Origin of the sequence: Thermococcus sp. GR5, assembly GCF_012027535.1 — an archaeon.
Taxonomy (GTDB): Archaea; Methanobacteriota_B; Thermococci; order Thermococcales; family Thermococcaceae; genus Thermococcus; species Thermococcus onnurineus.
The window spans coordinates 95,736-109,501 of sequence record NZ_SNUN01000007.1; the positions used below are offsets into that span (position 1 = coordinate 95,736).

At 54.0% G+C, this 13,766-nt stretch carries 17 protein-coding genes and 1 pseudogene; 9 read left to right on the top strand and 9 right to left on the bottom strand.

Annotation, left to right across the window (positions count from 1 at the left end):
- On the bottom strand, positions 1–444 hold the full coding sequence (locus E3E33_RS08045; protein WP_167711514.1) for a dual specificity protein phosphatase family protein: 444 nt from the start codon (positions 442–444) through the stop codon (positions 1–3).
- A 151-nt stretch (positions 445–595) separates the two neighbouring features.
- Between E3E33_RS08045 and E3E33_RS08050 the strand changes: the two genes are divergently transcribed.
- Positions 596–1,336: a DUF2202 domain-containing protein gene (locus E3E33_RS08050; protein WP_167711513.1), complete on the top strand. Its 741-nt coding sequence runs from the start codon at positions 596–598 to the stop codon at positions 1,334–1,336.
- A 12-nt stretch (positions 1,337–1,348) separates the two neighbouring features.
- Here E3E33_RS08050 and E3E33_RS08055 read toward each other — a convergent pair.
- Together E3E33_RS08055 and E3E33_RS08060 are read right to left on the bottom strand one after the other, a co-directional pair.
- Positions 1,349–2,030: pseudogene (locus tag E3E33_RS08055) on the bottom strand (carbon-nitrogen hydrolase family protein).
- Positions 2,027–2,725, bottom strand: coding sequence for a carotenoid biosynthesis protein (locus E3E33_RS08060; protein ID WP_167711512.1), 699 nt, complete (start codon positions 2,723–2,725; stop codon positions 2,027–2,029). Before E3E33_RS08060 ends, E3E33_RS08055 begins: the two are co-directional and overlap by 4 nt.
- Positions 2,726–3,039: 314 nt before the next feature.
- Between E3E33_RS08060 and E3E33_RS08065 the strand changes: the two genes are divergently transcribed.
- The 5 genes from E3E33_RS08065 to E3E33_RS08085 all read left to right on the top strand — a co-directional run bounded on the left by E3E33_RS08065 (position 3,040) and on the right by E3E33_RS08085 (position 8,062).
- Positions 3,040–3,612: a DUF2202 domain-containing protein gene (locus E3E33_RS08065; protein WP_240912057.1), complete on the top strand. Its 573-nt coding sequence runs from the start codon at positions 3,040–3,042 to the stop codon at positions 3,610–3,612.
- Positions 3,613–3,725: 113 nt separating this feature from the next.
- Entirely contained in the window at positions 3,726–4,748 is a 1,023-nt protein-coding gene (locus tag E3E33_RS08070; protein ID WP_240912061.1) for a hypothetical protein, read from the top strand.
- 15 nt (positions 4,749–4,763) lie between these two features.
- The gene (locus E3E33_RS08075; protein WP_012572110.1) at positions 4,764–4,916 is read left to right on the top strand and encodes a hypothetical protein; all 153 of its coding nucleotides are present in this window, start codon (positions 4,764–4,766) and stop codon (positions 4,914–4,916) included.
- A 35-nt stretch (positions 4,917–4,951) separates the two neighbouring features.
- Positions 4,952–6,097 (top strand): M1 family metallopeptidase, encoded by a 1,146-nt coding sequence (locus E3E33_RS08080; protein ID WP_167711511.1) that lies wholly within the window; start codon positions 4,952–4,954, stop codon positions 6,095–6,097.
- A 72-nt stretch (positions 6,098–6,169) separates the two neighbouring features.
- A complete protein-coding gene (locus E3E33_RS08085) occupies positions 6,170–8,062 on the top strand; it encodes a hypothetical protein (RefSeq protein WP_167711510.1) in 1,893 nt (630 codons plus the stop codon).
- A 13-nt stretch (positions 8,063–8,075) separates the two neighbouring features.
- On the opposite strand, the gene E3E33_RS08090 is transcribed toward E3E33_RS08085, so the two are convergent.
- The 5 genes from E3E33_RS08090 to E3E33_RS08110 are packed head-to-tail and all read right to left on the bottom strand — an operon-like array spanning position 8,076 to position 10,400.
- A complete protein-coding gene (locus tag E3E33_RS08090; RefSeq protein ID WP_167711509.1) occupies positions 8,076–8,297 on the bottom strand; it encodes a hypothetical protein in 222 nt (73 codons plus the stop codon).
- On the bottom strand, positions 8,294–8,785 hold the full coding sequence (locus tag E3E33_RS08095; protein ID WP_167711508.1) for a hypothetical protein: 492 nt from the start codon (positions 8,783–8,785) through the stop codon (positions 8,294–8,296). The genes E3E33_RS08090 and E3E33_RS08095 overlap by 4 nt, the downstream gene beginning before the upstream one ends.
- 10 nt (positions 8,786–8,795) lie before the next feature.
- Complete coding sequence (locus tag E3E33_RS08100; RefSeq protein WP_167711507.1) at positions 8,796–9,233, bottom strand: ArsR family transcriptional regulator; 438 nt, start codon at positions 9,231–9,233, stop codon at positions 8,796–8,798.
- 25 nt (positions 9,234–9,258) lie between these two features.
- Positions 9,259–9,867: a class I SAM-dependent methyltransferase gene (locus E3E33_RS08105; protein ID WP_167711506.1), complete on the bottom strand. Its 609-nt coding sequence runs from the start codon at positions 9,865–9,867 to the stop codon at positions 9,259–9,261.
- A gap of 23 nt (positions 9,868–9,890) precedes the next feature.
- A complete protein-coding gene (locus tag E3E33_RS08110) occupies positions 9,891–10,400 on the bottom strand; it encodes a hypothetical protein (RefSeq protein WP_238516378.1) in 510 nt (169 codons plus the stop codon).
- Positions 10,401–10,459: 59 nt separating this feature from the next.
- On the opposite strand from E3E33_RS08110, the gene E3E33_RS08115 reads away from it, so the two are divergent.
- From E3E33_RS08115 to E3E33_RS08125, 3 genes are read left to right on the top strand one after another with little or no spacing between them, the layout of a single operon-like run.
- Positions 10,460–11,272 carry a GNAT family N-acetyltransferase gene (locus E3E33_RS08115; RefSeq protein ID WP_167711505.1) on the top strand — a complete coding sequence of 271 codons (813 nt, stop codon included), beginning with the start codon at positions 10,460–10,462 and terminating at the stop codon, positions 11,270–11,272.
- A gap of 51 nt (positions 11,273–11,323) precedes the next feature.
- Positions 11,324–11,794: a GNAT family N-acetyltransferase gene (locus E3E33_RS08120; protein WP_167711504.1), complete on the top strand. Its 471-nt coding sequence runs from the start codon at positions 11,324–11,326 to the stop codon at positions 11,792–11,794.
- A 38-nt stretch (positions 11,795–11,832) separates the two neighbouring features.
- A complete protein-coding gene (locus tag E3E33_RS08125; RefSeq protein WP_167711503.1) occupies positions 11,833–13,026 on the top strand; it encodes an MFS transporter in 1,194 nt (397 codons plus the stop codon).
- Here the strand turns inward: E3E33_RS08125 and E3E33_RS08130 are convergent.
- Positions 13,010–13,765, bottom strand: a complete 756-nt coding sequence (locus tag E3E33_RS08130) for a nucleotidyltransferase domain-containing protein (RefSeq protein WP_167711502.1) — start codon at positions 13,763–13,765, stop codon at positions 13,010–13,012. The two genes, E3E33_RS08125 and E3E33_RS08130, sit on opposite strands and share 17 nt — an antisense overlap.
- Position 13,766 lies beyond the last annotated feature (1 nt).

The following is a 13,766-nucleotide window of genomic DNA, read 5'->3' on the forward strand; positions in this document are numbered from 1 at the left end:
TCATTTTTTCAAAAATTTTTCCAGCATCTTTAAAACGTTCAGCTGGTCGGGTGTCTCAACGGCGCTTGGTTTAAGTGAGCGCACCCTTGAAAGGGCTTCACGAAGGGATAGGCCTTGAGAGTACATCAGCCACGCAACTGCCACCGTCCCGCTCCTGCCGGAGCCACCCATACAATGGATAAGAACGCGTTTGCCTTCCGCAGTGTTTTCCTCAATCCAGCGGAGGATTTCAAAGAGCTGTTCGATGCTCGGCGCCATGAAGTCAGGAATCGGGCTGTGAATAACCTCAACTCCGCGCTTTTTCCATTCCTCCAGCGAATAGGGGAGCTCAAACTCTTCGACGAGGACAACGATGGCATCGAATTTCTTCGCTACCTCGTCCAGCTCTCTTTCCGTTGGCATCCTTGAGAAGGCAACTCTGCCGGACACGAACCTTGGATTCATGATATCCCATGAGCAACTCGCAAGATGTGAGATAAATCTTTCGGAGCAGAGTTTTATTTTACATCTGTGAGAGAACCAAAACGTATTTATGAACCACTAGATAAATACCATTTTGGATTCCGGGCGGACAGCCCTTTGATGAGGTGGTAGTATGAAAAAAGTCTACGCATTTTTCCTGATTGGAGCAATGTTCCTGAGTGTTCTCGCGGCCGGATGCATAAGTAACACGGAGCCTTCTACAACACCCGTTGAAACATCAACGCTCACCAACACTGTTCCACTCGTCACAGACTCGAATGGAAACGTCAATATGCAGGATCTTCAGTCGTACATAGATTCCCTTCCCTCCGAACCTCTAACCGATGCGGAGAAAGAGGGGCTGCTCTTCATGGTCGAAGAGGAAAAGCTGGCCCATGACGTTTACACCAAACTGTATGAGAAGTGGGGACTCCAGATATTCAGCAATATCGCCAGGAGCGAGACAACCCACGTCGAGTCTGTAAGGATGCTTCTTAAGAAGTACAATCTCACCGACCCGACCGCCAATGCCGGCATAGGAGAGTTCCAGAATCCCGAGCTTCAGGCACTCTACGACCAGCTCATCGAGATGGGCATGAAGAGCGAAATCGATGCCCTTAAGGTCGGCGCTCTCATAGAGGAGACCGACATAAGGGATCTTCAAGAGAGAATCGCAATGACAAACAAGATAGACATCATAACCGTCTACGAGAACCTCATGATGGGGTCAAGGAATCACCTCAGGGCCTTCGTGAGCCAGCTGAAGAACAGAGGCATCACATACGAGCCCCAGATTCTCAGCAAAGACGAGTACGAACAAATAATCAACAGCCCGATGGAGATGGGCGGGGGAATGGGCGGTAGCAAGCCCTGAACGCCCTGTCCTTTACTTCTCGTCTCCTCTGTTTTCATCGTAAACCAGCAACTCACTTCCGGGAACTGAGGCGGCAAGCTTCCCGTCCCGCTCAAAAACCCACGCATCACCCGGGGAGAAGCTGTTCACGATGAAGGTTTTAATACCAAGGAGCCTGACCTCCTGGACATGGCCTCAACGTCTTCAGGCGTTATCTCTCCCGATTCTGGGGAATACTCCATAGGCGCAAAGATGTAGTCAGGTCTTTTTCTCCGAGTCCACTTTGCTATCCTCTTGTTGTAGAGATCGCCGCAGATGATTATCGCGACTTTGCCGAACTCCGTTTGAGCTGTTTTGACGGTGTTGCCGGTGCAGAACTTCATCGGCTCCTGGAACCTGCGGTGTTTGAGGAGAACCCTCCTATCGCGGCCAATTAGCAGGGCAGAGTTGTAGACGCAGTTCTTGTAAGGCTCAAGGAGGCCAAAGATAACGTAGACGAGTTTTCCTTTGCAAGCCTTCCAACCCTGAATACTATATCGTCGTAAAGCCCCGCCCCGCTGAAATCCCACTCCTCAAAGCCGGTCAGGCAGTACTCTGGAAAGACTATGAAGTCGGCCCCGTGCTTCATCACCTCATCAAAGCGCCGTTGAAATTCCTTCCAGTTGGCCTCAAAGTCTCCGATCTTCACGCGCATTGGGACTAAAGCGACTCTCATTCTCCCAGCCTCTTGAGGCTAAGTGGAATTACCAGAACAAGGGAAATTAGGAACGCCACCATCGTCGGCACCTTAACACTCTCTGGAGCATAGACTGCAAAAGTCAGCATCTCCAGCAGGTAGATAGGTGGCCCAAACTTCCTGAGGCGGGAACATATGAAAGCATCCGAAAATCTCTCATAGAGGTAGAATATCACCAGGGACACTATGAACCAGCCGGCGTAGTTTGTCCATGGAATCCCAAACCAGTTTATTGTGGTTGAGGTTTTCCAGACCCACCCACTCCATGAGGTCATGATGGGGTCTATCGAGAGGTCAAGGACAACCATCAGGAGCGAAGCGAAGAGAAGCCTGTGGTACTTCCTCGCGAACAGAAAGCTGGCCGTGAGGTATGAGATGGCTCCAAAGATTGCCCACGCAAGAGGCACAAAGACCGCTATCTCCAGAATCTGAGGCTGAAGGTTGACGTACTCGTAACAGCTAAAAGGCAGGCACATGCGCGTGCCTACGAACTCCGCCAGAAAACCCACGAGCATCGCCCATCCCAGCAGCGCGGGCAGGCTCTTCCACTCTCTTCTGGAGAGCAGAGCAAAGGCGAGAAAGTACAGGAGTATATAAACCGGCGACTTCTTGAGTATGTTGGCTCCGATGATGAGGAGCATTGCAGCTTTCAAACGGTTGTTGCTGTTGTCCATGTAGGGATTTCTTCACAGAAGGATATAAACCTGTTGCCCAGTTCTGTGAGCCGAAAGGCTTATAAAGTTCCATAGCATATGTAATATTAGAATTACATATGGGAAAATGTGATGAAAATGTTGGGAAAGAAAGCATTTGGGCTCCTCCTCATGGGGGTCTTGCTACTTGGAGTTTTCAGTGCAGGATGTATAACCACTGACACCGCGACGACCACCACTACTGAAACCGTTAGCTCGGCCGCAACGCAGACGTATGGCTCAGAGGCGGCCCGCGCGGACCGCCCAGCAATGTGACAGCTGGCAGCTTTGTTGACATGGCATACAATGTGGATTACATCTATTCACTTCCAACAGAGGAGTTGACTCTGGATGAAATACAGGCTATCCTCTACATGCGGGAGGAGGAGAAGCTTGCGCGTGACGTTTACCTCACGCTCTATGACAAGTGGGGCATACCAATATTCAACAACATAGCCCGGAGCGAGCAGATGCACATGGACATGGTGCTGGCTCTCATAGAAAAGTACAACCTCACCGACCCCGCTGAGGGCAAGGACATTGGGAAGTTCACAAACCCTGAAATTCAGGCCCTCTACGACCAGCTGATTGAACAGGGGCTCCAAAGCGAGGAGGCCGCCCTCAAGGTCGGCGCACTCATAGAAGAAGTCGACATCAAGGATCTCCAGGAGTGGCTGGCCAAGACCGACAACGAAGACATCAAGTACGTCTTCGAGAACCTCATGATGGGTTCGAGAAACCACCTCAGGGCCTTTACCAACGTGCTTTCAAGGCAGTACGGGATAACCTATGAACCGCAGATATTACCACAGGACGAGTACGAGGCCATAGTGAGCTCCCCGATGGAGACGGGAATGTCAAGTGGCTGAAGATTTCTTTCTTTCCTCTCCTTACTTAGCCAGAGGGGTAACGCCCCGGAGCAGTCCTAACGGGCAGAAGTAAATATTTAAAACTCTTTTGCGTTGTAGGTTTGGTGGGCGGGATGTCCCAGAACTTGGGTTACACGGACGCATTACTCTATAAAAAACCTGATGATGAGTACGATATTGAGAGGGATGAAGTCATGAGAACCCACTCCTTTGGCATCGAAACCGTCCCGGTGGCGATCGCCGAAGACCTCGCTATAGGGAGCGTCCATGACGGAAAGAACTACAAAATAATGCTGGCAAAGCTCTGCGATGATGAAATAACGGCAGTGAAATTCCTCTCAGGCAAGAACGACTGGGAAGGGCACTGCGTAGCAAAGCTCAACGATGGCTACCTCATTGGAGGGGCGGTTGAAGGAATCGCAACTCCTGAGGGCGGCAGGAACTGGAAAGCATACCTCGCAAAGATTAATGAAGACCTCGAAGTTCTCTGGGAGTGGAAGTACCGCATCCTTGGAAACGAGTGCGTTTATTCAATCCTCTTCCTCTCGGACGGCTTTCTGCTCGGCGGTGAAGTTTCAGACGAGAATGGGCGGGGCTTCTTCCTGATGAAGGTTGATAGAGAAGGGAATCCTATCTGGACGAGGACGCTCGGCCCGTGGAAAAACGCTGTGTTCGGCGGTTTCCTCGGGAGAAAAGACAGCCTTACCCTTATCGGGAGCGTAAATGAAGAGGGATGGAGGGTTACGGCATTTGACTTTAACGGCAAGGGCGACCTAACCGGCAAAAGAGAGCTCACAGAAGGAATCGCCCTCAGCATGACGAAGCTGGACGGCAGAACTCTAATTGCTGGCTACAAGGGCAGGGACTTCTGGGTCGCTTTGGTTGGAGAGGGAATCTCGTGGGAGATAACGCTTGGAGAAGGCACTGCAACCGCTATCCTGCAGGAAGAGGACGGCATCCTCGTCGGAGGAGAGCTTGGGGGAAAGGCCACCGTTTTGAAGCTCGACTTTGATGGAAAGCCCCTCTGGAAGAAAGAGCTCTGGAAGAACGGCTGGGTCGAGGTTTTGGGCGAGGGCGTTACACTTGGGGTCAAGGAGGAAGAAGGAAAGACGGTGATGGTTGTTGAAACGATTTAGGGGAATTGATTCAGCATGAGGCCCGTAATCCTCAAGGGCGAGAAGATTTCGCTCGCAGTACTCCTCCGTGAGGATCTGAAGAAAAGCTGGGAGTGGTTCAACGACAGGAGCACTGTCAAGTACCTCTTCAACTCCGCCTGCACGCCGGAGCGACGGGCGATACATTGACGAGCTGATCTACGAGAGATTCCGGGGGGAGTCGCGTGATAAGGAAATTAAGCCTTAAGCTAACCCTCGACTTCGATGCTGGGACCCTCTATGCGGAGGTTAACGAGAACCTGGGAATAGAAGCCGGGACACTCCTTCTCAACAGGGGGCTGAAGGTGGAAAAAGCTCCGGTCAAGTTCTCCCAGGAAATTAAGGGGTTCAAAGGCATTGAAGCCTTCAGGGCCAACGTCGTGAGGCTGGATAGGCCTGTCGAGAATATCAAGCTTTCCTATTCGGGCAAACTTGGAAGCTATAAAGATGTGCTCCCCTACCTAAAGGACTCCATAAGCCGGGACTACACACTGCTGAGGACGGATTCTCTCTTCTACCCGATTCCGGCTGAGCCAAGCTTTGAAAGCCTCGTAAAGTCCGTCGTGGGCTCGGAATTCGACGCGAAGGTAACCATTGAGGGCGTTCCTAACGACCTCGTCGTTGCCTTTGGCGGGAAAATGAGCGGGGAGGGACTCAGGATCGATGGCACCAACAGGCTCGACATTGCCATAGCCCCCTTCGAGGTCATCGAGGAAAGTCCCTTCAGGCTCTTTGTCCTCAGTGAAGAGGGAGTTGAAAGAACGATTGAGCTCCTCAAGAAGGCCTATGACTTCTACTCCTCGCTCCTTGGACGGAGAATCTTCACCTACACCGTCATCGAGACACCCGAGAACTATGGCGGGCAGGCCGGCAAAGGTTACATGCTAGTTTCCGGGAGCTCTCTCAGGGCGGAGGTGCCGGTTAACCTCTACCACGAGTTAGCCCACCTCTGGAACCCGAGGGCGACTCCGGAGGCCCATCTAAGCAGGTTCTTCGACGAGGCCTTTGCGAACTACCTGACGGCCCTCGCGATTAGGGAAATTCACGGGGAAGACGCCTTCAGGCGCTTCATGGAGAACCTGCGGAGGAATTACGAGGCCATAGTTAGGAAGTTCCCCGAGGCGGAAAGGCTCAAGCCCTCGGAGTGGGGGAGGCTCGGCCTTTGGGAGCTTTCCTACACGAAAGGAGCTTTGATTCTCCATGAACTCCACAGGAAGGCCGGCGATTCCTTCTACGAAATCCCGAGGAGGCTTGTTAGAGAGGAGCACGTTGACTTCGAGGTGTTTCGGGAGATTGTGAAGGAAACCACCGGGCTTGAGCTAGATATTTAGGTTAGCACCGTAGGAACAACTTGCGGAGGAAAAGTATTTATGATCCAAAATCCAAAAATATCCGGGGTTCCCATGAGACGCATCAAACTTATTGTTTCACTTATCCTTATAGTTCTAATCACAATGTCCAATGGGTGCATCAACAGTCCCGGGGAGGAAAAAACAGAAAGCCCGGTGATTGAGACGGCCCACGAAGGCGTGGACGAACGTATCTCCGGGAACACGTCCCCGCTGGAGGGAGCAAAAGCCACGTTCCTCACGGGAACGTTTGGGCCAAAGCCGCCGGATTGGTTCTTGTATTCTCCAAAGTACGCAGTTCTCGACGTGATCTCCAGGATTTCGAAGAGATACAACGTCACAGAAAGTCCCGCGAACATACCCCTGCCCTCAGGGAGCCTCTCAAGCTTTACCGGAACAGCAAACGACACCGAGTTCGGCCTCTTTGTTTACCCCAACTCAACCGCGGCCAGGGAAGCCATGGAATACGTGGCGGAAACCCTGAGGGAGAACGGCTTCCAGCAGGGAGGCGGAGGGGGAGCCTTCTGGGAGAGGGGAAACGAGACCTACACGGTGTTCTACACCTACGAGCGCTACTTCTACGTCCTGTTCGTGGCGAGGATCGCTGGAGGGAGCGCGGAGGAGAGAACGGCACGCCTCTCAGAATTCGTGTGGAGCGTCATCACGGTTGGACCCAGTCCCGGCAAAGTTCTTGGTCTCTTCCTGCCCCTCAAAGTGATCGAGGACAACTGGAGCGATGAGAGGGGTTTGAGGTTCTCCGGCTACTTGGAAGCCCTGGAGGGAACCGTTGAGGGAACCAACGTGAGTGCAGTTTTCCTTGTTTACCGTCCCCGTGAAGGGAGGGATGTTTACCTCCAGCTCAAGAAGGCTTTCCTGGACAACGGCTGGGTTGAGAGGGAGTACGTCAACACATACACCCGGAATCCGGCTGGACATCTCATGGCGAGCGACTACTTCGAGGCCAACGGCTCTGGAGTCTACATTGAACTGGCCGATGTGGCAGGAATGGAAAGGCTGACCCTTCTCTTCGGAGACGAGAGCGAGATTAAGGAAACCGTCCGGGAACTGTGGGGGTGGGGCGACCCAACGAAGGGCCTGTCTGTTGAAGGAAGCGGACTGCCGAGGGGAACCTTCCGGCCGGTCAGTGAGAGAGGCGTGAGGCCGGAAACGGTAATATCGATGGTCCTCGATGACCTCAGAAAGGACTTCAACATCACGACCGACTTCGTGGATATCCCCGAAGTTCCCGCAGCGGCCGGGTACACAGGCAGAACCGGCGACGTCGAGTTCATGCTCCTCGTTTATCCAAACGCCACGGCCTACCTCACCGCGCTCGACGAGCTGACCGAAAAGCTCCTGGCTGAGGGCTGGGAGAGAACCGACGACGGAAGGGAACCCTACGCGAGAACCTTCGCCCGGGACTCAGACACCCTAACGGCCTTCGTCCAGTACCGCTACAACCACTACCTCGCGATCATCGTCAAGAAGCCCAAGTACTCGACCAGCGACTTCTTCTGGCACGTGGTTGGCACGGGTGGAGCCAGTCCCGGTGAACTGCTCTCCTTCAGCAAACTGAGGAACGACGTGAAGCCCTGGAACTGGACGGCGGAGCAGGGACTGAGGTTCAACGGATACATATACAAGCTGGAGGGAAAAGTTTCTTCTGGAGGTGCAAGGGCCGCGGTGCTGTTCTATCCCCATGACCTCGGCTGGGAAGTCTATCTCCAGCTAAAGAAAGCGTTCCTTGAAACGGGGTGGGCCGAGGGGGACTACGTCAAGCTTCCGTCCCACGATGAAAGGAGACACCTTGTGGCCAACGACCTCTTCGAGAAAAACGGGAAAGCGGTTTACATTGAGATTTCCACCTACGGGGACATGGACGTCCTGATACTGCTCTACGGGGACAAGTTAGGTGTTAAAACTTCCGCCAGAGCAATGTGGAAGTGAGAAGGGAAAGTGACTATCTCCTGGAAAACCTGAAAAGCATCTCCCTGAGCGGCGTGGAGGGGTCAAAGTGCTCCACGAGCACCTCGACAACATCGTCGGGAAGATCGTAATCAGCGAGCGCCCTCCGGAACCGCCGCTTCGCCCTGCCGGTCACCCTAGCTATGCCTGCCGCCCTGAACAGAATCCCCGGGACGCGAAGAAACAGAAGATGAAGGGCGGAGCAGAGGAACCTCACTCACCCTCCCCCTTTCGTTTATCCCCGGATTCGTCCTGGACGATGTTGATGGGGCCGAGGTGCCGCCCCCCGCCCACCATTTCGCCGAGCATCTCCATCAACTTCTTGCCGGGGTTTATCGCGTCCATGTACTCCTTCGTCAGCTCAAGGGCGGCATCTTTATCCATTCCGGCCTCGGTGAGGTTCTTGTAGAACTCCGCCACGCTCCTGCCCATCGCCTGAACCCTCTCAGGGCTGTAGAGCTCGTTGAGGAGCTCCTTAAGCGGTTCGAGTATGTCCTCCACCATGTCGCCGACCTTCTCCATAAGCAGAGGTATCTTGTCGAGGTCTTTGTCTCCCTCGTAGGCCTCGATGAGACCCCGGAGTATCTTGGCCTTCTCCCCGAGAACCTCGACCTCCTCCGGCGTCTTCGCGTTCTTCATGTCCTCCACGAGCTCGTTTAGGAGTTCCTCCAGCTTCTTTGGGGTTCCTACCTTTTCATCAACCATATCAACCACCTCAGTAATCATTAAGCTGGTCAAGCCTAATCGGCATTCCGATTAGTTCGAGCCACCTTTTGACCACCCGCTTTGAGAGGACGTAGGTCTTTCCCCTCTCGCCGGGAACCTCGACGACGATGCCAAGCTCAACCAGTTCTCTCAGCTTTGCCCTAACCGTGTTCCGCGAGGCCTTTCCGCGCCTCCCCTTCAGCTCCCGGGCTATCTGGCTGACGTTCACCCTCTTCAGGTCGAAGAGAATCCGGACGATTTCGCGCGCTATAGGGTCGGTAACCTCGGGCACGGCCACCTCTACCCCGAGCCCACCGTACTGGGCGTAGAGGTTGATGAGCCTCAGATAGGCCTGTGCCATCTGAGAAACCACCGCGAAGCTCTCCCTGAGTTCTTCAAGGGCTTTTCTGAGCTCCTGGACTTCCCTGGTGAGGTCATCGTCAGGCATGTTTAAGGCTAGGGTGCTCAATCCTTTAGCCTTTCCGGTCAAGGGTGAGCAGTTCAATTTCTGCAATCCAGACGTATCTATTTACCCTCCCGAACCGGTATCGGAGACCTAGCTTTCCGCAGATTTCCCGCAGGTGCTCTAAGGTTGCGAAGTACTCGTCCTCTATCTCCTCCTTTAGGCCGTCCTCCGCACTTATACGCCTCTTTTCCTCCCCCGATTCGAACATCACGTCGGCGATAAGGATCTTCCCGCCGGGCTTAAGAACGCAGAGCATCTCCTTTATCGCGTCCGTCTTTTCCCCATCGGGAACATGGTGGAAGGCGTGGGTCGTTATCACGGTGTCCACACTTTCGTCCGTGAGTGGAATCCTTAAGAAGTGCCCGTCGAGGGGCTCGAAGCCGTGCTTCACCCTGAACTTCTCACGCATTCCGACGGAAGGCTCGACGCCAATGTACTTCTCAGGGTCGAGAAAGCGCAGAACGTTCCCGGTGCCACAGCCGATGTCCACAACAAGCCCCCTAGCTCGTTCAGCAACGAGTTTGAGGACCTTCCAGTAATCCTTGTGTATCCAGTCCTCCCTTTCTACATCTTCATCGTAGCTCCTGGCCCAACCGTCGAAGTCCCAGCGCTCCATGAGGATACCTCCAAAACCTCGCCTCAGCTTGATAGCCTCTGCGTCAGGTTGAACAGCCTCTCCGCGCGGGCGGGGGACAGTTCACCCACCCCTCCGTTTTCGAGTATCGCACCCAGTTCTCTTGAGATTTCATCGAGGAGTTTCACGTCGTCCGAGAGCACTTCATCGGGATTTGGACTGTTCATGGCCGTGTGGAGGTAGACCTCCAGATTACTGGCCGCCACATGGAGCCTCCAGTACCTCTCATCTTCATTCAGCAGATAGAAGGAGAACGCTGCCTTTTCCAGCATCAAGGAGCAGTAAGCGTACCGGCTCAGCCTTTCCCTAAGGACATCATTGCTCACGTTGCCATCGAGCATTATCCCGATGGTGTTCATGTCTTCCAGGCAGAAGACCGCGATGTTTGAAACATCGAGTATGCCATTCAGAGTGGCCTCAAACTCCCTTTCCTGCTGATGGTATGCGTAGCCGAGGGAGGCGGAAATGATGAGCAACGCGACGGCGAGCGCGAGGAGGCGATTCATTAACACCATCAAACGTAATAACGAAAGGTGCTTAAAAGTGTTTTTCCAATCAGGCAACGGGTGGTGGTATGGAACCTCTCATAAGGGAAGCCAGACCTGAGGACAGACCCTTCATCGAGGAGATAGCAAGGCTCACCTGGGACGGCGAAGACTACCTGGCAAGGGTTTTCGACGAATGGCTTAGCGATGGCGGTTTTTACGTGCTTGAGGTCGATGGAAGGGTCATCGGAACCGCTAAGATAACGCTTCTGCCCGGGAAGGTCAGCTGGCTCGAGGGGCTGAGGGTCCATCCGGACTACAGGGGAAGGGGCTACGGGAAAAAGCTCCACAGCTTCATGCTCGAGCTCGGGGAGAGGCTCGCAAGGGAGGGGAAAATAGAGGCCCTCGAGTTCGCAACATACTTCCTAAACCGCGAGAGCATAGCAATGGCCGAAAGGACTGGTTTCCACGTCAAGGCCAGGTTCTTCGTCTTCGGGGCAAAAACCGAGAGCTTCGAGCCGGAGGAGCCGAAGCTGGTAGAGCCAGCCCTTGAGGACCTGACCCTTGGCCTGATTCCCGTCGGCTGGCGCTTCGTGAGAAGGAGCGAAGAGGCCCTAGAGTGGATTAAGCTTAACGCAGAGCTTTACGACTTCAACGGCTTCCGCTTCCTCGTCTCGAAGAAGGGAACTACTTTCACGCCCCTCGACGTCGGTTTAGCCACGCTCAAGGCGATGCTTCCGGCGATGGCGTGGGTTGCAAAGGAGAGAGAAAGAGAGAGCTTTGACGTAATGCTCCCGAGCGGGGTCAAACCGCTCCTGCCCGGCCTTAAAAGGCTTGGTCTCCTACTCTGGGACGAGACGGAGGAGCCAAACGTCCTAGTGTTTAGGAAGAGGCTTAGGTGATGTCGGGGGCACTTTTTTCAAGTATCGTTCACGGCAGAGGGGGTCTGCATCATGGACATTCGTCTCCTCAGTAGAGCGGATGAGAGAACTGACTGCCTCCAGATAGCCAAAGGTCTTCCGGAGTGGTTTAACGAGGCCGGCCTAAAGGCAATGGAAAGGGATTTGCAGAGGGAAACAACTTTCGTTGCGGTTGAGAAAGACCAAGTTCTCGGCTTCATAACTGTCAAACCCCTCAATGAGAAGGCCCTCGAAATCCTCTGGATGGCCGTGAAGCGTGAGAAGCGAGAGAAAGGAATAGGCTCGGAACTGCTGGCCTTCATTGAGGGATGGGCCCTTGAGAAGGGCTTCGAAGTTCTCGTAGTGAAAACCTCAGGCGATCTATTTCACAAGCCCTACGATGAAACGAGGAAGTTCTACGAAAAGAGAGGTTTTGTCAGGGTTGCTTTAATAGACCCTTATCATGAGTGGGGCGAGCCGGCTCTGATTTACGTGAAGTGCCTAAAGGGAAAGGAAGAGCGTTAGGCTTATAGGTCCGTTCTAAAAACCCATATGGTGTTCCTATGCACTGGAGCGAGATTCCGCGAGATGCCAAAGCCTACATGCTCTACCACACCATCATAGCGCCCCAGCTCATAGTCTGGATTCTTCTGCCTCTCTACATGATGTACTCCGGCTACTCCGTCCTCGAGGTCGGGGCGTTCTTCACAGCCGTCAACATCATCGCGATTCCGCTCACCTATCTCCTCGGCAGGGCGTTCAATAGATGGGACATCAAGAAGGGACTCATGGTTATTGACGCCCTCGATGGAATAGCTTACATCCTCTACGGCTTTGCCAAAGGTGCTATAGCTCCGGTCATGCTCTTTGCGGGAAGAACAGTCGAGAAGCTCTCGACGGTGCTTTACCCTCTCTACCGTGCCTATGAGCAGATTATCTACCCGGAGGACAGATACGAAGAAATCTTCGCCTGGCACCTGCGCCTGCCCGAAACCAGCCGGCTCATTACGTTTCCAGTCCTCGGCTACCTCTTCGGCTACGTCTGGAGCTCAGCAGAACACTACCGCTTGGCGTTCCTCTTCTTCGGCCTGCTCTCGATACCGACCATCGCCTACATCTGGCTCTTCCTTCCGTCGGTCGGCAGGGAGGAGAGAATAACCCCTGAGGGCTTCACGTTTAAGGTTGGGGAGTTTAAGGTTCTCCTGGCCTTCGAGGCCTTACTAACGCTCGCCTGGGCGCTCGCCCCGGAGCTGGTGCTCATCAACTATGTCGTCTTCGTGCTCCACAAAACGGTCTTTGAGGTAACGCTCATTGCCTGTGCGAGCAGCATAGCTTCCATAATCGGCACATACGCCAGCGAGAGGGTTCCCAAGAGAAGGGGCTTCCAAGTCATCGGCCTCGGAATGTTTATCAACGCGGTCTACGCGCTGGTCATGGCGCTCTCACCGCCGTTCTGGCTGGCGCTGGCGGTGTATGCCCTCGGCGACTTCGGAAACACCCTCTGGTTCCCCTTCTACCGCTCCTGGCAGTTCTCGCTGATTCCGAAGGAGCGGGCCAGTGAGTTCCACGCGGCGATATCGAGCTACAACAGGCTTATTGGTCTAGTTACCCCCTTCATAGCTGGTGCTTTAGCGAGCGTCCATGCAACGCTGCCGTACGCGGCGAGTCTGGTGCTGTTTTTGGTAACGGGAGCCCTGTTCATGTGGCTCTACAAATCCAGGGCGGCAGAAGCGCCGGCGTCTAAACCTCAACCCTAGTCCTCAGCCGCCAGCCATCGATGTCAAAACCGCCCATTTCATCGAAGACGTGAGCTATAATGGCTTCAAGGTTTTCAGTTTTAACCTCCTCCAAGGCTCGAAGGAAAAGTTCTACGAACCTCCCGTCCGGGAAATCTGGGAAGAGGTAGGCTTTCCTGAACGTCTCGTCGCTGAAGAGCCTGTAAACTTTGCTTGCGGGCGGAACCTCCAAACCCAAAAACTTGGAGTAGACCTCAAGGGCCCTATGGAGTGCCAGGTGGTAAATGTGGGCATAGCTGGGGTCGCTCCTCTCCTCGGCGTCCTTCAGGCTGTCGAGGGCGTCCCAGAGGGAATACTTGGCCACCTCGACCCAGGTCTCGTCTGGTCTTTCAAACGGCGTCTCCATGTACTCCTGGGCTTCCATTTTGAGTGTTTCAGTTATCCCGGTTTTGTCGAAGAGAACCTTCCCAATGGTGACAATCCTCGCCGTGCTTCTGCTGTTTTGAGAAAGTTCCTTCTCAAAGTACCGCCTTATCTGCCTCGCGGGGTTTGCGAAGTATTCGATTAAAATCCCATCCACAACAACGTTTCCCCTTTCCCTCCAGTCCACGTCGTCGGAGAGGATTATGTAAACGTCCACATCGGAGCGCTCGGTTTCCAGCCCAACCGCGTAGCTTCCCGTCAGCAGGGCAGCCTCAACGAAATCCTTTTCCTTCCAGAGGTCTAGGAACTTTTTGAGGGCGGATTCCCAGGGGCGCACT